This is a genomic window from Oceanobacillus sojae (assembly GCF_007991515.1).
Classification (GTDB): domain Bacteria; phylum Bacillota; class Bacilli; order Bacillales; family Amphibacillaceae; genus Oceanobacillus; species Oceanobacillus sojae.
Genome location: NZ_BJYM01000011.1, coordinates 16429 through 36032, shown reverse-complemented (window position 1 = coordinate 36032; position 19604 = coordinate 16429). Strand labels below are relative to the sequence as shown.

The following is a 19604-nucleotide window of genomic DNA, read 5'->3' as shown; positions in this document are numbered from 1 at the left end:
CATGAAAGAACTTTTTCCACTAAAACAGGTTAACGGATATATCTTTTCGCTACTCCTTACTGTTGTTGCATTAAGTGTCTATTTCTTTGACATGTCTTTTGCAATGGGATTAACCATTCTTGTTGTTACAGCATTTATTCAAGCAGGGGTGCAGCTCGTTGTATTTATGCATGCCGGAGAAAGTGAAGATAAAGGCGGTATCTATGTCCATACAATTTATGGCGTAGTGCTGGCTCTGTTAACTATCCTTGGTTCATTACTGGCAATGATATGGGGATATATGTTTTAAATAAATTGAAAAGCTCAGGCATCGATGCCTGAGCTTTTTTATTACATTCAACTATCAACTTTTCACCGACTATAACTGCTTCTGATTTTGATTCTTTCTCCTAATATTCTCTTCCACTGCAACAAGGAACAACCCCATAATAAAGATAAATGTGCCGCCCTCTGCTAAGCCGATACCTATAGCTGTCACCAGTGGTATAGCGCTTACAAAGTAACCGTATATAAACATTATTGCACCAATTGTAATTAATGTCCCGCAGACTAGAGACAAGCCTTTTAATAATTTTTTGTTAATCTCCATGAATCTCATCTCCTTTAATTATAGTATGCCTTTTGTTCAATAATTTGTCAATATCTTTGTGTCAATTTATCGAACAAGCAAATTTACTCTTGACTCGTGACTTTCGGTTTATTTTTTTACCTTATCCTTATAAGCATGGAATTTCGTCTTAAAACGCTTTATACTTAAGATATAGTATAGTTACAGGAGGATGAAGGATGAAAAAGAAATTATTATCTGTATGTTTTGCACTGGTACTTATGATTGGCCTTTTACCTTCCCAGGCATTCGCTATTGATGCTGATGACCCTCAATTGGAAAGTTTTTTAGAATCCATTGATTGGGAATTGGAAGATTATGAAGGTTATCTGGCGGATTTTGGCCTTGAATTAGCTGATTTTGAGGATGCTTCCTATTTAGGTACACCGCTTACCGAAGAAGGTTTAGAAGAAATTTATGATACATATGATCTAACATATGATGAATTAAACGACCTGTTGTATGAAGAGGAAGGATTCCTTGAAGAGGATGAAGAATTTCCGGATAGTATCTGGTACATGTTTATCGAGGATATTGAATTCAGTTTAGATTTAATTATGAATGATCCTCTTACTGCATTGGATGAAGATCTTTCTGAAGAGAATTTAGAGGCTGCTGCGGAAGAATATGGTTTTGGATCTATCGAAGAACTGGAAGAACTTTTCAATTTATATGAAGATTCCATTAACAACTATACAACACTTTTTGAAATTGAAAATGCAACTGAAATTTATGTAGCAATGGAAGATGGCTCTGACTTAGATGATGAAACGTGGGGAGAAAATGACGATGTATCAGAAGATGATGATCTTTGGGAAGATAACACTGACCTTTCTTTAGATATGCTGGATACTTCAATATTATCAGATGAACCAATTTTTGATATTTACGCAATGATCACAGTTATGCTTTTAGAATCTGCATTAGATTTCAAATAATCTTACTTTCGGGAATTAATACTTATCCTTACGTTTTTTTATTTTATACAAAATAACCTTCTTCCAAGATGACAGATTAAATCTCTTCATGGAAGAAGGTTTTACATTATATAAAACTCTTATTTTTTAATAACTGCCTGATTTCCATTAGATCGTACTCTTCTTCTATTTTTTCCTTTATAAATGTTAAAACCTCTACTGCTTCAATTTCAAAATATGTTATTTGGTCAACAATTTTTGTTGGTATATATCCTTTAAAAGAATCCAGCCACTCCCCTATTTTATACATGGGTGCTTGAATAACCTTACTCATTCCTAATAGGCTGATAACATACATCTTTATTTCACCGACCTTATATTTCTTTCATTTTTTCTTAAGTTTATTATACCTGTGAAGTTCATTTAAGGTATGGAATAATTAAGTAAAAATAATAACAATGAGGAGACATGCAGAAAGCCGGATTATTATTAAAAACTATTCCCGATATTTACTATCCCATACTGTATCTTAATTTAAACTGCCAACCCCCTAAATAGTCCTTACTGAAATCTGCGATGATTGGGCTAGAAATGCATACAGCAAACAGACACTCAAACAAGTTCTCTTTTTTCCTTTTCATTCTTGTGTTCAAATATGTATGATTGTTTTTTCATCCTATTTAATGATAAAGTAATAAAGTTAGCATAATTATTAGTTCTTGAATAAAAAAATATATGATAAACGAATGGAAAAGAAAGGAATAGACATCATGTTAGAGATTTTTCAAAATTTTAGCCCTGTCATGCAGGCCTTATTAGCAACAATTTTCACATGGGGAATGACTGCACTCGGGGCAGCAATAGTATTTGCAACAAAAACCGTTCATCAAAAACTGTTAGATAGTATGTTAGGATTCGCTGGAGGTGTTATGATAGCAGCCAGCTACTGGTCATTACTCGGGCCGTCTATCGAAGCATCAACAGATAATGCCATTGGCCCCTGGTTTCCTGCATTAGTCGGTTTTTTACTGGGAGGCGGATTTTTATGGGTTATTGATAAAATCCTTCCCCATCTTCATCCAAACACAGAAAAAAAAGATGCTGAAGGGCTCGCACCATCTAAAAGAAAACGAAGTACATTACTTGTACTTGCAATTACAATTCATAATATCCCTGAAGGTCTCGCTGTCGGAATTGCTTTTGGCGCATTAGCAAATCATAGTACCGAGGCTGCTTTAGCGGGGGCAATCACTCTTGCCATCGGAATAGGAATTCAGAATTTCCCTGAGGGTGTTGCTGTTGCAATGCCGTTACGTGGTGAAGGAATGTCCCGAGGAAAAAGCTTTATGTATGGACAATTCTCTGGACTGGTAGAACCAATTGCCGCTGTAATAGGTGCATTAGCTGTTGCTCATATTGAACCATTGCTTCCTTATGCGTTAAGCTTTGCAGCTGGAGCGATGATCTTTGTTGTTGCGGAGGAGGTTATTCCAAGTTCTCAGGAGAATGGAAATAGAGATTTGGCAACCATTAGTCTGATGATTGGTTTTGCACTTATGATGGTGCTTGATGTCGCATTAGGTTAAGCTTGTATTCCTTCAAAAGAAAAGGATACCTGTTATTTTAGAATCTAAAATAACAGGTATCCTTTTTTGTTCACTTAAAATAATCCTCTATTACAGTCTTGGAAATTCCCTGATCAAGTGCTTCAAATTCACCATATTGAATAGCTTCATAGAGTTCTTTTCTGGTTTGCATATTCTCTAATCCATTTTTCTGTGTACCCTCATCCCGAATCAATTCAAAAATTCGTTCATAAGCTTTTGCAGCCACACGTAAAGAAGTTACTGGATAAATAACCATATCAAAGCCTGCATTTTCAAATTCTGACGCTGTTAAATAAGGTGTTTTCCCAAATTCTGTCATATTGGCCAACAATGGTGCATCCACTGCCTCAGCAAAAGCCTGGAATTCTCCATTATTTTGAAGAGCTTCCGGAAATATAGCATCTGCTCCAGCTTCAACATAACCTTTCGCACGATCAATTGCACTATCTAAACCTTCAATAGCTCTGGCATCGGTTCTCGCCACAATATAAAGTGTCGGTGCTACCTCTTTAATTGCGGCTATCTTTTGCATCATTTCTTCCTTGGTAACGACATTCTTTCCATTCAAATGTCCACATTTTTTAGGCAGCTGCTGATCCTCCAGCTGAACTGCAGCTACATTCGCTTCCACCATTTCTCTCGCTGTACGGACAACATTCAGGACACCGCCAAAGCCTGTATCAATGTCTACAAGCATTGGTAAATTGGTTGCCCGGATAATGTCCTTTGCCCGGTCAGCTACTTCCGCAGAGGTTACAATCCCTAAATCAGGTAATCCCCTGCTTGCAGTATAAGCAGCTCCGGATAAATACAGCGACTGAAATCCAGCCTGCTTTGCTACTAATCCTGCCATTGCATCATGTGCTCCAGGAATTTGCAAAATTCCCTTTTCCCCTGCCATCTGCCGAAACTGTTCAGCTAGTTCATGTTGTGGTAACGGGCTGTCTACAATCCAAGCCATTTTTCCCTCACCCTCCTAGAATGTATTCTAATCTAAAAATAATTCTATAAAATCAGTAATTGCTATTTGCTTTACCGTTTCATAATTTATCGTCTGCTTTTTAATACGCTCTGTCTGTTTTTCTGTAAACTGTGTTGCTAAATTAGCTTCATACTTTTTAATTATTTGCGGGAATGCTTCCTCTCTGCGGAATCGATGTCCTAAAGGATATTCACAATCAATGATATCTGTGGAAGTGCCATCCATAAAATGAACCTGCATGGCATTCGCAATAGAACGTTTCTCCGGATCCAGATAATCCTCTGAATACTGCTTGTTCTCGGTTACGGTCATTTTATCGCGAAGTTCATCAATACGTGGATCTTCCGCCACATCGTCTTCATAATCCTCTGCAACGATATTTCCTTTTAATAATCCAATCGCTGCAATGTACTGCAAGCAATGATCTCTATCTGCCGGATTATGGAGCGGTCCTTTTTTATCAATGATACGGATAGCTGATTCATGCGTTGATATAGTAATTTCTTTAATTTCATCAATGCGGTCTATCACTTCTGGGTGTAATTGAACAGCTGCTTCTGCTGCTGTTTGCGCATGAAATTCTGCCGGATAGGAAACCTTGAACAATACATTTTCCATCACATAGCTATCAAGCGGTCTCTTTAATACAAGTTCTTTTCCTTTAAAAAGAACATCCTGAAAGCCCCATCCTTCTGCACTTAAAGCAGTTTGATAACCCATTTCCCCCTTTACAGCCATGAGTGCCAGCCGGACCGCACGGCTTGTTGCATCACCTGCTGCCCATGATTTTCTGGAGCCCGTATTAGGAAAATGGCGATATGTCCGCAGACTCGAATTATCAATCCAGGCATTTGATAATGCGTTGACGATTTCTTCCTTCCCGCCGCCTAACATTTTCGTAACAACAGCTGTTGTTGCAATCTTTACATATAATACATGATCCAGACCAACACGGTTCAGACTGTTCTCCAGAGCAAGAATTCCTTGAATTTCATGCGCTTTAATCGACATCTCTAAAATCTCTTCAACTGTTAAAGGTTCTTCTCCCTTATTTTGCCGCAGTCTGCTGACGTAATCAGCAACTGCTAAAATACCTCCCAGATTATCTGAAGGATGTCCCCACTCCGCCGCAAGCCATGTATCATTATAATCTAACCAGCGTATCATTGCCCCTATATTAAATGCTCCTTGTACTGGATCAAGCACATGAGCTGTGCCCGGCACCCTTACCCCATTTGGAACAACTGTCCCGGGTACAATTGGTCCCAACAGCTTGGTACACTCCGGGTAATTTAAAGCAAGAATACCACAGCCAATTGTATCAATTAATACATGATGCGCAGTTTTAATAGCCTCTTCACTGTTAATTTCTTTATTTAATACATAATCAGCAATCTCTTCTAAAAGTTGATCTGTCTGGTTTGTTTTTACGGATACCATCTGTATTTCCTCCCCTGTTAATAACCTTTTCCTGTATACTCTACTCTAGGCCTAAAAATTCTATTATTATCATGCTGTTCAATAATATGTGCTGCCAGCCCGGCCGTTCTTGCATTAAAGAAAATTGGTGTATAAAGCGGTATCGGAATACCAAGCTTCCAATAAACCGGTGCTGCATAATAATCCAGGTTTGGATATAAGCCCTTTTCTTCTCTCATAATAACTTCCCCGGCTTCACACATCTCTAAGAGCTTATAATCATTGTCTTTTTCACACAATTTCCGCAACGCTTCCTTTGTAATAGCTGCTCTTGGGTCCATTTTCTTCATATATACCCGGTGGCCGAATCCCATGATTTTCTCTTTGTTTTGAAGTTTGTGATGAATTAAAGCCTCAAAAGCATCTACAGAATCTACATCCTGCAACATATACATGACAGCTTCATTCGCACCGCCATGTAAATGACCTTTTAAGGAAGAGATAGCTCCAGTCAATGCGCCATACATATCTGAATTTGTAGAAGCAATTACACGTGAAGCAAATGTGGAGTTCGGCATTTCATGCTCACTATAAAGTAATAATAGCTGATCAAAAATTTCTATTTCCAGTTTTGACGATATTTTTCCTGTAATCATTGATAAAAAATTAGCACTGTAGCTGAGTGTCTCATTTGGCTCAGCAATATCCAGACCCTCTGTAGCAAAATAACTGTTTACCGTAATAAAAGGCAATTGGCCTAAAAGCTTATAAGCGCGCCGTTTATTTTCTTCTTGGGAGCGGTTTTCTATTTCAGAATCGAATCCGGCTAATAACGAAATAACTGTACGCATCCCGTCCATTGGATGCATTCCTTTTGGTAAAAGATTAAATAAAGGCAAAACATCATCAGACAATTTATAAAATTTCTTAATATTATCCTCCAGGCTGTTCTTTTCTTCAGGACTGGGCAGATAACCTTCCAGCAATAAATGAACAACATCAAAATAAGTTTTATCCTTTGCTAATTCAATTAAATCCTCTCCGCGAATGACTATTTTTTCACGGTTCACATCTAAAAAAGATATTTCTGTTTTCGCTGCAATAACACCATCTAAACCGGGAACAAAACTTTCATAAGCACGCATTATTTTTCCCCCTTTATAATGAAAGCGTAATCATTTTGTTATCAAACAAGGCTAATGCAGAATTTTAAAAGGGAAATAACATCCTTATTTAACCTTTTCTGCTCTGCATAAACGTTTTCTTATATTTAAGTATAACCTTGAATAGAAAATTAGAAAAATATATAATACTAATAAATAACGATAGATTTTTTCTATATCTTGATTTAGGAGGATGGCCATTGAATTTACAAGACTGGAAAATGCTTGCCGCACTTTATAAAACCGAAAATATTACCCAGGCTGCTCATCAATTATTTTTATCCCAGCCTACTTTAACTTCAAGAATTCAAAAGCTTGAAATTCATTATGGAGTTCCGCTTATTCTTCGGAAACGACGTGGTATTACTTTTACTCCTGAGGGTGAGGAACTTGCCCATCATGCTAAAAGAATGCTTCTCGAACAGCGTAAAATGGAAGAAAAGCTGATCAATATGCAGGAAGAGGTACAAGGAACATTGCGGGTCGGTGTTTCCAATTTCTTTGCTGCAAATAAAATGCCGAAGCTGCTGCAGCGTTTTAAAGAAAAATATCCAGAAGTGGAATGCCAGGTTGTTACAGGCTGGAGCAGTGATATGCACCGTCTTCTATTAAATCATGATGTACATATCAGTTTTATTAAAGGTAATTACGCCTGGAAGGAAAAGAAAGCGCTGTTATATGAGGAAGAAATCTGCGTCGCCTCTCCATGGGATTTCGCATGGGATGAAATTCCCAAGCTTCCAAGGGTAGACTATTACACAGATGAACATATGCGGATTTTATTAGATGATTGGTGGCACCAAAATTATATTGAACAGCCTAATATTACAATCCATGTCAATCAGGTGGAGACCTGTAAAGAGATGGTTGTTCACGGGCTCGGTTATGCGATAGTTGCTAATCTGGTCGTCCGTCCGCATCCTGAATTATTTATCAAACCAATTACAGATCCATCCGGTGAGCCTCTAAAAAGACAAACCTGGATGTACTATCAGGAAGATACTCTGCAAATGAATATTGTCCGTGCTTTTGTTGATTTTGTTCAAACATTAGATGTAAAAGCTTTATAAATGCGTGTTCAAAAAAGACTGATATAACATTTTATTTGACTCTTTAATCCGCTTTAATGATACGCTACAAAGCTTGCAAGCAGCCAAATCAGAACAAAACTTACAATGATTGTTATATTAACTATAGTACCGACTATTTTCGTATTATATTGGTATCTTATTGCATAAACTACGGATGTCGTGGAGGCTGGCAGAATAAAACCGATTAACACAGTATTTGCAAGCATTGGATAATCAGAGAGTATCCAAAAAAGACTAAATCCCAAGAAGAGCCCCGTTCCATACTTGATGGCTAAATACTTCCCTATCAGAGGAAGCCATGATTTCTCGAAAGAAAAATTTAAATAAAGGCCCAGTAACAGCAGGGACAGGGGCATATTCGCTACAGAAATAATTTCTGCAGTGTCTAAAAACAGACCCGGCAAATGGAACCCAGATAGGTTCAAGGCAACGACAAACATATAGGTTAAAAATGGAATAGACCGAAGCAGTGGACTGAATGCCTCTCGCAAATAAAAGCTTGATGTCCCCTTCGCAAAATAACCAGCTATAAAAAAGCATACTCCAAACACAATAACAGCATTACCTACATCAAACATACCGAAATGCTGAATGCCTTCTCTTCCCCAGATAGCTTCTACAAGCGGAAAAGCAAATAAACCGACATTGACACCAGGAACCATCATGGCAGCCATCCCTTTTATACCATCTTTCTCAGAGCGGAATGCCAAGATGCCTATCAGCGCGGAAGCAAGCCCAAATAAAAAAGCAATGAAAATAAGTGAAACAAGAGATAAGGATATCACCATCTGATCAAATGTAACAATCACTAATGCGGGCAGAGTAATATTAAATACAATTCTTGCAATTGTCTGTCCGTCCGATTCTTTTAAAATTTTTATCCTTTTAAAAAGGTAGCCCAGTAAAATAATAAATACAGAAATAATAAATTGCAGTTGAAACCCTTCCAAAATTTTCTACTCCTTTAATTCATTAAAAAATGCACCTTTGTTATCTTATCACAGTCTTATTACTGTTCATACAGAAAGGCTTTATGTTTTTTAAACATTTTGGGTATTCATTTATTGATGGAAGGATTTCAGTGTGTCTGCGCTTCTTTGTCAAACCAGTTAAACTTGTATGTAATAAACAGGGGTTGTATGATAATACTAAGCTTGGTTGTAGGGGTGTTATAAATGAAACTTATTTTATTTGATGGAGAATGTCATATCTGTGACGGCTTCGTTCAATTTATTCTGAATAGGGACAAAGAAAATCAATTTCTGTTTACTTCATTGCAAAGTGAGGCCGGAGAATTTATTCAAAAGAATTATCGGGTTCCAGAGAATATCGATAGCGTTTTATTCATTGATGGAGATAAAGTTTATATCAAATCTGATGCTGCTTTAAATATATTGCAAAAATTAACATTTCCCTGGAAAATGCTGATAGCGGGCAAAATCCTGCCATATTTTATAAGAGATGCCCTATATGATTTTATTGCGCGCAACCGGCATAAATGGTTCGGTAAAAAACAGACCTGCCGTCTTCCTACGGCACAAGAACGCAAAAAATTTATAGAAACAATTGATGATTTAAAAAAACAAAAGCCTTTCGTCTAAAATAAAACAGCCTTCCCGGAGAGTTTCCCCATATCTCCCGAGATAAGGCAGCTGCACTAACCAGGCAGTAAACATATCTGAAGTGCAGCCCAAACACTTTTTTACTGTTTAAAGCCCACTTCAGATATTCATCCTGCTTCAGGGATACATCTGCGTTTTATTTTTTCGAAAGGCTTTTTGCCAGTTATTTATCGTCAATTTCTTCCTCAATGCCATAATCCTCACTAAATTCTGTTCGGAAGCCTGTTTGTAAATGATCCGAATCCTGGATTGGTTCACCAACCCCAGAGAATAAAGTTGTAAGATAATAAATGGCGCTAATCCCAACGAGTCCATAAATAATTCGAGAAAGGACAGCGGTCTGCCCGCCAAAAATAGCCGACACTAGATCAAATTGAAAAAATCCAATTAGTCCCCAGTTGATACCACCAATAATCAATAAAGTGACTGCAATAGCATGTAGTGTTTTCATTGTCTCTCACCTCCTCACTGCTTATCTTTTACTTAATCACTTATTTCATACTTCCACTGTTTGGGAATTATTGTTTTATAATAACTCAACTTTCGCACCTGAGAATAAACATCTATACCTTACCCTACCAGGATAAGCATGTTCTTCATTATCCTGCTTGCATTTTGTGAAATATCTTTTTGTTGAATGGAGATTGTGTATAGCTCCTGCAACCAACCACTACGCTTTCCATGGGGACGGCTTCAGCTAACTTGAAAAGAAAACCGCTTTTTGCTTAATGAAAAGATCATTTTAGTGTTTCAAATGGTTGAATTGACAATTTAAATGATGACACAGCATGGGATAGTAAATATCAGGAATAGCTTTTATGAACAGAAAGTAATGGCGACGGGACATTTTTACATGCACCACGAAAAAGATATTCTTTGCTTGTCTAATTTCTATTGGCTCCGTTGTATTAAACAGTATAGAACACCCTTTCTAGCGGAGGCGGACCGTTTTGACTCCTGAAGGGAAAGCGGAAAGCGTCGTTTAAAAACGTAACAACTGGACCGAAGCAACTGAGATAAAGGAATTACCGTGCGTTTACGAACGGATGATAACTTATAGTAGGGCGCTATCGGGAAGTTGTCTAGTTTTTGACGCTTGCAGCTGGACAGGGAATAGCATCATCTGAAGATCCACTTTTGCCAAGTGCTCTTCTTGGCAAAAGTTAGCTGAAGCATGCCCCTAGGAAAGCAAAACGGTCCGCCGCAGCGGTGGCCTCATACATTACCTTCTTTCTAGCCAGAGTTTATGCTTTGTCAAGAATTAGGTGGAAGGAACGATCAACACATGTCTCCATGATAAGCAAGTTACTTTTTAAGGTACGGAAGTTGAGTAATAATAAAAAGCCCTAATGATTTTCGCATTAGAGCCTTTTATAAAACTTACCTTATTTAATTAGTCTGCAGCACTTTCTTTATTCTATCCAATGCCCAGTCAAGCTCTTCTTTACTGATCGTTAATGGAGGAGCAAAACGGATAGTGGTTTCATGTGTTTCCTTACAAAGAATTCCGTTTTCTTTTAATGATTCACAAATAGGGCGTACAGGCTTATTAAATTCTACACCGATAAATAATCCTTTAGCACGTACTTCGTTCAAATCAGGATGGTCAATAGCAGCTAATTCAATAGCAAAATACTCTCCCAGTTCAAGTGACCTGTCGACAAGTCCCTCTTCTTCAATTACATCTAATGCAGCCATAGAAACAGCACAGGCTAACGGATTTCCTCCAAATGTCGACCCGTGCGAACCAGGTGTAAATACGTCCATAATTTCCCTGTCAGCTGCTATAGCAGAAATAGGCATAACACCTCCGCCCAGCGCTTTCCCCATTACATATATATCAGGCTCTACATTTTCCCATTCACAGGCAAACATCTTTCCTGTACGAGCAAAACCAGTCTGCACTTCATCGGCAATAAATAGTATATTTTCTTCATCACAAATTTTTCGAACCTCCTGCAAATATCCCTCCGGTGGAATAAGGATACCAGCTTCCCCTTGTATCGGCTCTAAAATAACTGCTGCTGTATTTGGTGTTATCGTTTCTTTTAACGCTTGAATATCTCCATAATTTATCTTATAAATACCAGGAACAAAGGGACCATAGTTTGTTGTAGCACTTGGGTCATCAGACAATGAAATCGCATTCATTGTTCTACCATGGAAATTGCCCCTGGCAGCAATAACCTCTGCCTGATTATCCTCTATACCTTTTTTCTCGTATGCCCATCTGCGGGCAGCTTTTATTGCCGTCTCTACTGCTTCAACTCCAGTATTCATAGGCAATACCTTATCTTTTTTTGTTAACTCGGCAAGACGCTCTGTCCAGGGTCCTAACAGTTCATTATGAAAAGCTCTTGAAGTAAGCGTCACTTTATCTGCTTGATCTTTTAACGCTTGAATTATCTTAGGATGTCGATGCCCTTGATTCACCGCTGAGTATGCGCTTAGCATATCCATATATTTATTTCCTTCCGGGTCCTTTACCCAGACTCCCTCAGCTTCTGAAACAACTACCGGTAATGGATGATAATTATTTGCACCATAGGTTGAAGTCAGTTCCATTATTTCTTTTGATGTCACCATAAAGCAGCCTCCCTTGATTTTATTCAGATTTGTTCTCTTTCTTCTTAAGCATAATCATTAGTCTGAATAAACGTCAAGCCTCTTATCAGATTATGTAAAATGATTTCATACTTTCCTTTTATACCATTGATTTAACAGATGTTTTTCCCACGTAGAAAAGAAGCTTAAGGAGGAAGAGTAATCACCATCCAGCCTTAAGCCAATTATCTATTGCAGCGTTTCTCGCAGCAGTTTCTCCACATCTTCATCTGTCAGCTGATAATTCCATAAATCCTTCGTCTGCACCATCTGTTCTATCAGTTTTCTTTTTTTCTGCTGGAGATCATACATTTTATCCTCAATTGTTCCCTCCGTCAGCATGCGAATCACAGTAACATCATAAATCTGACCGATTCGGTGCGCACGGTCTATGGCTTGATCCTCTACTGCCGGGTTCCACCATGTATCATATAGAATAACCGTATCCGCACCAACTAAATTCAAGCCTGTTCCCCCCGCTTTTAAAGAAATTAAGCAAATATCATTTTCCCCCTGATTAAATGAACGGCATATTTGCAGCCGATCCTCAGAAGGTGTTTGTCCATCTAAATAGAAATAAGGAATCTCCTCTATTCTCAATAAATCTCCTATGCGCTTCAGCATTTGGGTAAACTGGGAAAAAATCAGCATTCGCTTGCCTGAACGTTTTGCATCCTTCACGATTTTCATTAAGCGCTGAAGCTTGGCAGATTCTCCATCATAATCACGTATAAATAATGACGGATCACAGCAAATTTGCCTTAGACGTGTGAGCCCTGCCAAAATCTTAATACGATTTTTACGAACCGTATCACGATCCAAATGTTTAAATTTTGGATGTCTTAATTTCGATAAATACGAAATGTAGATTTGCTTCTGTGCTTCTGTCAATGGAACACGTTCGATATATTCCGTCTTTATCGGCATATCCTTCAGAACATCCTTTTTTTCTCTTCGCAGCATAAATGGATGAACTCTTCTCAGAACCTGATCATTGGTAAGCCAGGCAAAGTCTTTCAAACCGCCAAGCAATTCGGGAAATATAATATGAAAAATCGACCATAAGTCCTCCATTTTATTTTCTAAAGGAGTTCCCGTTAAAGCAAATTGATAATCTGCTTTTAATTTTTTTACCGTCCGGAAAACCTGTGTTGCCGGATTCTTAAAAGTCTGCGCTTCATCAAAAATAATTGTCTGGAACGTAATGTTTTTCTTCAGCCAATCAATTTCATTTTTTAAAACACCATAAGAAACAATCCATACATCCTTCTCGAGCAATGTTTTCTTTTTCCGCTTTCTTTCCTGGATGGCGCCGTCCAGTATCTCTGCTGAAAATCCTGGTGCGAATAATTCCCATTCCTGCTTCCACTGATAGCATAAAGATGTTGGGCAGACAATGAGTACAGGTGCTTTTTTCTCCTTTTGCTGCTGGTATTTCGTCATACAAAATGCAATAGCCTGCACCGTCTTTCCTAATCCCATTTCATCTGCTAAAACACCGCCAAGTCCAGCTTCAGCCACTGCCAGCATCCAACGGACACCATCCTTCTGATAAGGCTTTAAAATAGGTTCAATTTCTGACGCTATCGGATATTTTTCATTTGCTGGAGCCTGGATATCATAAATCATTTCCTTCACAGCTTCTCCTTCAGCCAGATAGCCATTATCCTCCATTCGATGGGCAAACGATAACCCATCCTTTAGCGACAGCTCAATTTCCTCCAAAATTTCAGAAGGCGTCATTGAAACAGAGAGAAGATATTTTTCCAATTCTTTTATTTCTTCTGTTTCCAATGTGAGAAAGGAGCCATCCTTTAACCGATAATATGGCCGCTTTTCTTCTATCGCTTCAAGAATCTGACGAACCTCCTGTTCCCAGAAGCCTTTCACCTGGAAGGAAAAGGCGAGCCAATTTGTTCTATCGCGTTTATGCTTCACACGGACAATCGGCTGGAACCGCTTCTTGCTGATTTGATTACGGACAGCATTTGTAACAAAAACATCTGCTATCTTATACAGTTCAGGCAAGTAATGGTATAAAAAATCATATTCTAGCTGTTCATTTTGCAGAATAAAACTGCCTTCCGTATGTGCAAAGCCGCTTCTTTCCAGAAAAGCAATAATTTCTGCTTCTTTTTCCTTATCACGGCGAACCATTGCTGTTTTCTCAAAAGGCGTTATCTTTTTATCTCCATATTGAAATTCCAAGCCTGCCAGTAAACGATTATGAATCCGATCAATATAGATACTTGCTTTAAGCGGTGTATAGAGACTCTTCAACGTTCCAGTTGTATCCTGTACTTCACCGATCCGTTCTAAAAGTACAGAAATAGATACAATTTGTTCCTTGCTGACAACGATTGTTCCCGACTGTTGTTTCCACAGCTGCTCACATAAATGAATCAGCTGCTTTTCTTCCTCTGTCAATAAATATAAAGAACCGTTCTGATAAATAAGCTGATAAGCCAGCAAAAATATTGTATGGCTTCTTTCCAAAAATGAAATCGAATAATTTATTCCTGTTTGACGGATACGAAAAGAAAATGAGGGCAGCGCGTCGTAAAAGCTTAATAACTGCTTGTGATATGCATCAGCTTCCAAATACAAAGAAACAAGTGGACTAGAATGAAGTAATCTTTCCATCCGCTCCCAGACTGTTGCCGGAATAGAGATCCAGCTTGTTTTATCAGCAAAAGCTGTTCCAATCATTTGCTGATCCTCATAAGCCTGAATAAGCTGTTCTAAAATCTGATTGCTGTCATCTTCAAAATAAAATTTAGCTGCATCATATAAGAGATTTTCAGCAACAGAAAATCGCGTTCCATTTTTTAATGCTTTCAAAAAGGCGATAATATTATTAACAAGTTTACCATCAATTTGCACAGCCATTTGCAACGCTTTCCGCTCTGATTTTTCGGGTATACGCAAGTAAAAATGCACCGGAATAGCTTGTCTTGTTTCAAAATAACCACGATGCCGAAATTCCTTTTCTGATTTTCCTGTAAGTGAAGTGCTGTCTGTTTTCGGCTCACCAGTTTCATGTATACCAATTAAAACTGCAGCAATATGCTGGCAATCCAATGTATAAGAACCAAGCTTCGGGCAGCTGCACCCGGTGCTTTCTATTTTATTATTTCGATACGTCAGCGTTATATGGAAATCATCTGTGGTTCTAACTGTTCCAATAATCTGCTGATCAAGAAAGGTCAGCTGGACATTTCCTTTTTTCCAGAGACGTTCTCCATATTTATAAGACAGCTCTCCACATCGTTCTTTGATTTCCTGCTTGGATATCCATACCATTTTACTGCACGACCTTTTCATTCATTTCTCATACTCCCATATTTACAGCCAAGCTTATATTCATAAAATAAACTTTTGACCAGATTTTTTTATTTTATCCCTTCGATTATTTCACGAATGGGGTTAAATTGTAGTATGATATATCTATTGTTTATTATAAAGCAAGAATGCTTTAACATCTAATAAAGAAATGATGATTTTAAACGTAGCTCCTGATCAACCTATCAGCAGTAAATACAGCTCTTAATAATTGATCGGTCTATTATAGAAAGGATTTCACTATGACAATTCAAGAAGAAGTAAAAAAAAGAAAAACATTTGCGATTATCTCGCATCCCGATGCCGGGAAAACAACGATGACAGAAAAACTATTACTATATGGTAATCTGATTCGTTCAGCCGGAACAGTTAAAGGAAAAAAATCCGGCAAATTCGCTACATCTGACTGGATGGAAATTGAGAAACAGCGTGGTATCTCCGTTACATCCAGTGTCATGAACTTTCAATATGAAGGTTTTCATATCAATATTTTAGATACCCCTGGACATGAAGATTTCAGTGAGGATACCTACCGGACATTAACCGCTGTGGACAGCGTTGTTATGATTATTGATTCCACTAAAGGGATTGAAGCACAGACGATTAAGCTGTTTAAGGTTTGCCGTATGCGCGGTATTCCCATCTTTACCTTTATGAATAAATTAGACAGGGAAGGAAAAGAACCTCTTGCTTTATTGGAGGAGCTGGAAGCAGTATTAGAAATTGATACTTTTCCTATGAATTGGCCTGCAGGCATGGGGAAAGGTTTCTTAGGTATCTTTGACCGGGACAATAAGCAATTTGTACAGCATCATCCTGGTGCAGAAGAAACCTATATTCCTTATCAAGAATTAGAAAACCATCCAGAGTTGACAGAAAATGCAACTTACCAAGATGCATTAAATGAATTAGAGCTTGTTGAAGAAGCTGGAAATACGTATTCTGAGGAAGCTATTTTAAATGGCGAATTAACTCCTGTTTTCTTCGGCAGTGCGCTGTCTCCATTTGGCGTTCAAACATTTTTTAATTCCTTCATCCGCTTAGCACCAAGTCCGACACCGCGAAAGTCAACCAAAGGAGCAGTTGACCCACAGGAAGAAGACTTTTCTGGATTTATTTTTAAGATCCAGGCAAATATGAATCCAGCACACCGTGATCGTATTGCCTTTTTACGTGTATGCTCCGGAAAATTTACCCGCGGTATGAGTGTTCAGCTGGCCCGGACTGGAAAGGAATTAAAATTGGCCCAATCTCAGCAAATGGTTGCCTCATCCAGAGAAACCATTGAAGAGGCATATGCAGGGGATATTATTGGAATTTATGATCCAAATGCCTATCAAATTGGCGATACTCTGCTTACCGGGAAAGAAAAATATGAATTTGATGAACTGCCGCAGTTCCCGCCGGAAATCTTTAAAAAGGTAATGGCGAAAAACGCATTAAAGTCGAAGCAATTTCGTAAAGGGATTGAACAGCTTGTTCAAGAAGGTGCCATACAGCTGTTCCGGGATAAATTAACGGATTCCTTTATTCTGGGCGCGGTCGGAGAATTACAATACCAGGTCTTCACTTATCGCATGGAAAATGAATATAATGCTGAAGTAATCATGGAGCCCATTGGCGAGCGTATTCCCAGATGGTTAAAGCCTGAACAGGCTGATGCTTCATTGTTTGACTCAGGAAATCTGCTGGTTCGTGACCGTCATGATCAGCCGCTTGTACTCTTCCGCAATGAGTTTGCGTTAAACTGGTTTAAAGACAAGAACCCAGATGTTGAGCTGATTGATCTTTTTGAAACAAATAATTATCAATAAAAAAGGATTTCTGTCCCCAATCTGACCAGGGACAGAAATCCTTTTCTCATCTCTCAACAATTGTCGAATATCTATATTTCTCGTTAGGGATTTTGCTTAAGAATGGAGACATTTCATTGGAAAATAAAATCGTTAAATCATGCATAGCCCGGGTACACGCAGTATAAAGCAGATATCTATCTGCAGCATACGAATACACCTCATCAGAAGCATCTGCAAGAATCACTGCATCAAACTCAATCCCCTTCGCCAAATAAACAGGAACAACAACAATACCTTTTTGATAGGTTTTTGAATCCTCATTAATCTGTTTTATATCTACCTCTTTATGCAGCTTCCGGTATATATCATCACAACCAGCAGCTGTCTTCGCTATAATTGCAATTGTTTCATATCCTTCTTGCTGCTTTTCCTCTATTTTATAAAGCAGCGCATCCTTTTCAGAAATCGACTTTGTCAAACGAATAACTTCTGGAAGTACACCACTGCGGTTAAAAGGTTCAACCGGTTCATCGCTTGGAGAAAAATAAGATGTAAAATCCGAAATCTGCTTCGTTGATCGATAACTTTTTGTTAATACAATCCGTTCTGTACTATCCTCATGTGAGATTTTTTCTTGAATCGGATTCTCCTTTGATGCATAGGAATAGATTGCCTGGTTAACATCACCAAGCAATGTAAAGCTGGCATACGGATAAAGGTGTTTTAGATACGCAAATTGAAACGGCGTATAATCCTGTGCTTCATCAATAACAATTAAATGCACTGGACGGGTAACTTCATGACCAATTATTTCCCCTTTAAAAAAGTTATACGCTGTTGCCAGTTCCCATGGAATCTGTTTTTTTCGGAGCAGCCTTATTGCTTCTACTTTATATCGCTGGATAGCATCATTTCCATTCAACTCTGCTATGAGGTCCATATACATTTTAAATGTATTGACAAAGCGATTTTGACGAATCATTTTTTGTAAAGGAGCAAAGGTTTTACGAATAATTTTCTCTCTTAAAACCTTTTCTTCATCCTGAATACTGCTTTCCTCCTGCTCACTTTCAGCTTCATGATAAGCCTTCATATAATCATCCTTGGATAACAGCTGAATCTGATCCAGAACCCAATCTTTCTTGATTTCCTCTTTTTGGATTTCACGAATACGCTGCAGTAACCAATTCCTTAGCTGTTCCATTTTATTTGGAAGACGCATATCTTTCTCCAGCGATGCAAAATAATTTTCTATCTCTTTTTTATCAATCAGTAATTCATTCCGAAAACGTATCGATCTGAAAGTAAGATTCGTCCGGTTTAATTTCTCTAAGTGCTGATTAATATCCTCCATAAAAGCCGTACTGGAAAAGTGCTGGATAGCTTCTAATTGTGTCTGCTGCTCTTTTTCCTCTAAACGCATCAGTTTTTCAATTTGAGTGAATGGTGAATCTACATGCAGCGCCTTATCCGTTCCATTTGAAACAAATTGATGGAAGGTTTGCTGGTTAACTGGTTCTTCACCCAACTCAGGCAGAACATTTGCTACATAGCTTGTAAATAAGTCATTTGGAGATAATAACAATACCTGATTCGCTGTTAAATTAGTCCGGTGATGATAAAGTAAATAAGCAATACGCTGTAAAGCTGCCGATGTTTTTCCGCTTCCCGCAGCACCTTGAACAACAAGCACTTTACTGCCTCGATGACGGATAACTGCATTTTGTTCCTGTTGAATTGTAGAGACGATGGATTTCATTTGCGTATCTGCCGCCTGACTCAAGCTCTCCTGAAGCATCTCATCAATGATAGTTACCGACGTATCAAAAATTCCTTTCATTTTTCCATTACGAATCATAAATTGCCGCTTCAAGCTCATTTCACCATGAACCGTTTCTTCCTGACTCCTGTATTCTACCGGTCCTGGAGCATAATCATAATAAATCCCGGAAATAGGTGCACGCCAGTCATAGATAAGAAAATCCTTCTCTTCTTCATCCATTAAAGAAGAAGTACCAATATAAATTTGCTCTATATCTTCACTGCCTTCTTCCTGAAAATCAATTCTTCCAAAATAAGGCTGATTTTTCAGGCGCTCTAATTGATTCATCCGTTGATAATTTTTCCCATAATGCCGTTCTTTTTGGGCAAGGATATTCGATTGCTGTTTAATGCTTTCCTGTGTTTCAATGATATCATCCATCTCATCCATGTTGACTGTAATATCATCCCAAAAAGTTTTACGCAGCTCTACGACATCCTCTTTGACCTTGGAGGACTGTTCCTTCAAAGCATTTTGTTTCTTTTCAATAATATCTAATACCTTCTCCAGACGCTGATATTCAAATTCATGGTTATTATTTTGCTTATCCATCAACTTCCTCCTTTAAAACCGAAACAAATAGTTGACATATATATTCTTATACTGTATAATGATAGTATATACGTGTATAT

Annotated in this window: 16 protein-coding genes; 6 read left to right on the top strand and 10 right to left on the bottom strand. The window is 38.2% G+C overall.

What is annotated here, in order from left to right; translation table 11 throughout:
- Position 1: 1 nt before the first annotated feature.
- Positions 2-289 (top strand): cytochrome aa3 quinol oxidase subunit IV, encoded by a 288-nt coding sequence (qoxD, locus tag OSO01_RS13305; protein ID WP_147210936.1) that lies wholly within the window; start codon positions 2-4, stop codon positions 287-289.
- 69 nt (positions 290-358) lie between these two features.
- Here the strand turns inward: qoxD and OSO01_RS13300 are convergent, their stop codons facing one another.
- Positions 359-589 carry a hypothetical protein gene (locus tag OSO01_RS13300; RefSeq protein WP_147210935.1) on the bottom strand — a complete coding sequence of 77 codons (231 nt, stop codon included), beginning with the start codon at positions 587-589 and terminating at the stop codon, positions 359-361.
- A 197-nt stretch (positions 590-786) separates the two neighbouring features.
- Here OSO01_RS13300 and OSO01_RS13295 point away from each other — a divergent pair, with 197 nt between their 5' ends.
- Positions 787-1545, top strand: a complete 759-nt coding sequence (locus OSO01_RS13295) for a processed acidic surface protein (RefSeq protein ID WP_147210934.1) — start codon at positions 787-789, stop codon at positions 1543-1545.
- Between the two features lie 106 nt (positions 1546-1651).
- On the opposite strand, the gene OSO01_RS13290 is transcribed toward OSO01_RS13295, so the two are convergent.
- Positions 1652-1882: a hypothetical protein gene (locus tag OSO01_RS13290; protein WP_156985956.1), complete on the bottom strand. Its 231-nt coding sequence runs from the start codon at positions 1880-1882 to the stop codon at positions 1652-1654.
- Positions 1883-2294: 412 nt separating this feature from the next.
- Between OSO01_RS13290 and OSO01_RS13285 the strand changes: the two genes are divergently transcribed.
- Entirely contained in the window at positions 2295-3110 is an 816-nt protein-coding gene (locus tag OSO01_RS13285; protein ID WP_147210932.1) for a ZIP family metal transporter, read from the top strand.
- Between the two features lie 70 nt (positions 3111-3180).
- Here OSO01_RS13285 and prpB read toward each other — a convergent pair whose 3' ends face one another.
- From prpB to mmgD, 3 genes are read right to left on the bottom strand one after another with little or no spacing between them, the layout of a single operon-like run.
- Positions 3181-4092, bottom strand: a complete 912-nt coding sequence (prpB, locus tag OSO01_RS13280) for a methylisocitrate lyase (protein ID WP_147210931.1) — start codon at positions 4090-4092, stop codon at positions 3181-3183.
- A 27-nt stretch (positions 4093-4119) separates the two neighbouring features.
- Positions 4120-5553 (bottom strand): bifunctional 2-methylcitrate dehydratase/aconitate hydratase, encoded by a 1434-nt coding sequence (locus tag OSO01_RS13275; RefSeq protein ID WP_147210930.1) that lies wholly within the window; start codon positions 5551-5553, stop codon positions 4120-4122.
- Positions 5554-5570: 17 nt separating this feature from the next.
- A complete protein-coding gene (mmgD, locus tag OSO01_RS13270) occupies positions 5571-6677 on the bottom strand; it encodes a citrate synthase (protein ID WP_147210929.1) in 1107 nt (368 codons plus the stop codon).
- A gap of 218 nt (positions 6678-6895) precedes the next feature.
- Between mmgD and OSO01_RS13265 the strand changes: the two genes are divergently transcribed.
- Positions 6896-7765, top strand: a complete 870-nt coding sequence (locus tag OSO01_RS13265; RefSeq protein WP_147210928.1) for a LysR family transcriptional regulator — start codon at positions 6896-6898, stop codon at positions 7763-7765.
- 53 nt (positions 7766-7818) lie between these two features.
- On the opposite strand, the gene OSO01_RS13260 is transcribed toward OSO01_RS13265, so the two are convergent.
- Positions 7819-8736 carry an AEC family transporter gene (locus OSO01_RS13260; RefSeq protein ID WP_147210927.1) on the bottom strand — a complete coding sequence of 306 codons (918 nt, stop codon included), beginning with the start codon at positions 8734-8736 and terminating at the stop codon, positions 7819-7821.
- A 225-nt stretch (positions 8737-8961) separates the two neighbouring features.
- Between OSO01_RS13260 and OSO01_RS13255 the strand changes: the two genes are divergently transcribed.
- Positions 8962-9387 carry a thiol-disulfide oxidoreductase DCC family protein gene (locus OSO01_RS13255; RefSeq protein WP_147210926.1) on the top strand — a complete coding sequence of 142 codons (426 nt, stop codon included), beginning with the start codon at positions 8962-8964 and terminating at the stop codon, positions 9385-9387.
- A 184-nt stretch (positions 9388-9571) separates the two neighbouring features.
- Here OSO01_RS13255 and OSO01_RS13250 read toward each other — a convergent pair whose 3' ends face one another.
- From OSO01_RS13250 to OSO01_RS13240, 3 genes are all read right to left on the bottom strand, one after another.
- The gene (locus OSO01_RS13250; protein ID WP_147210925.1) at positions 9572-9859 is read right to left on the bottom strand and encodes a DUF378 domain-containing protein; all 288 of its coding nucleotides are present in this window, start codon (positions 9857-9859) and stop codon (positions 9572-9574) included.
- A gap of 938 nt (positions 9860-10797) precedes the next feature.
- Complete coding sequence (locus OSO01_RS13245; RefSeq protein WP_147210924.1) at positions 10798-11994, bottom strand: ornithine--oxo-acid transaminase; 1197 nt, start codon at positions 11992-11994, stop codon at positions 10798-10800.
- A 207-nt stretch (positions 11995-12201) separates the two neighbouring features.
- Positions 12202-15336 (bottom strand): DEAD/DEAH box helicase, encoded by a 3135-nt coding sequence (locus OSO01_RS13240; protein ID WP_246145164.1) that lies wholly within the window; start codon positions 15334-15336, stop codon positions 12202-12204.
- Positions 15337-15596: 260 nt separating this feature from the next.
- On the opposite strand from OSO01_RS13240, the gene OSO01_RS13235 reads away from it, so the two are divergent.
- Positions 15597-17168, top strand: a complete 1572-nt coding sequence (locus OSO01_RS13235; protein WP_147210923.1) for a peptide chain release factor 3 — start codon at positions 15597-15599, stop codon at positions 17166-17168.
- Between the two features lie 46 nt (positions 17169-17214).
- Here OSO01_RS13235 and helD read toward each other — a convergent pair whose 3' ends face one another.
- Complete coding sequence (helD, locus tag OSO01_RS13230) at positions 17215-19524, bottom strand: RNA polymerase recycling motor HelD (protein ID WP_147210922.1); 2310 nt, start codon at positions 19522-19524, stop codon at positions 17215-17217.
- Between the last annotated feature and the right edge of the window lie 80 nt (positions 19525-19604).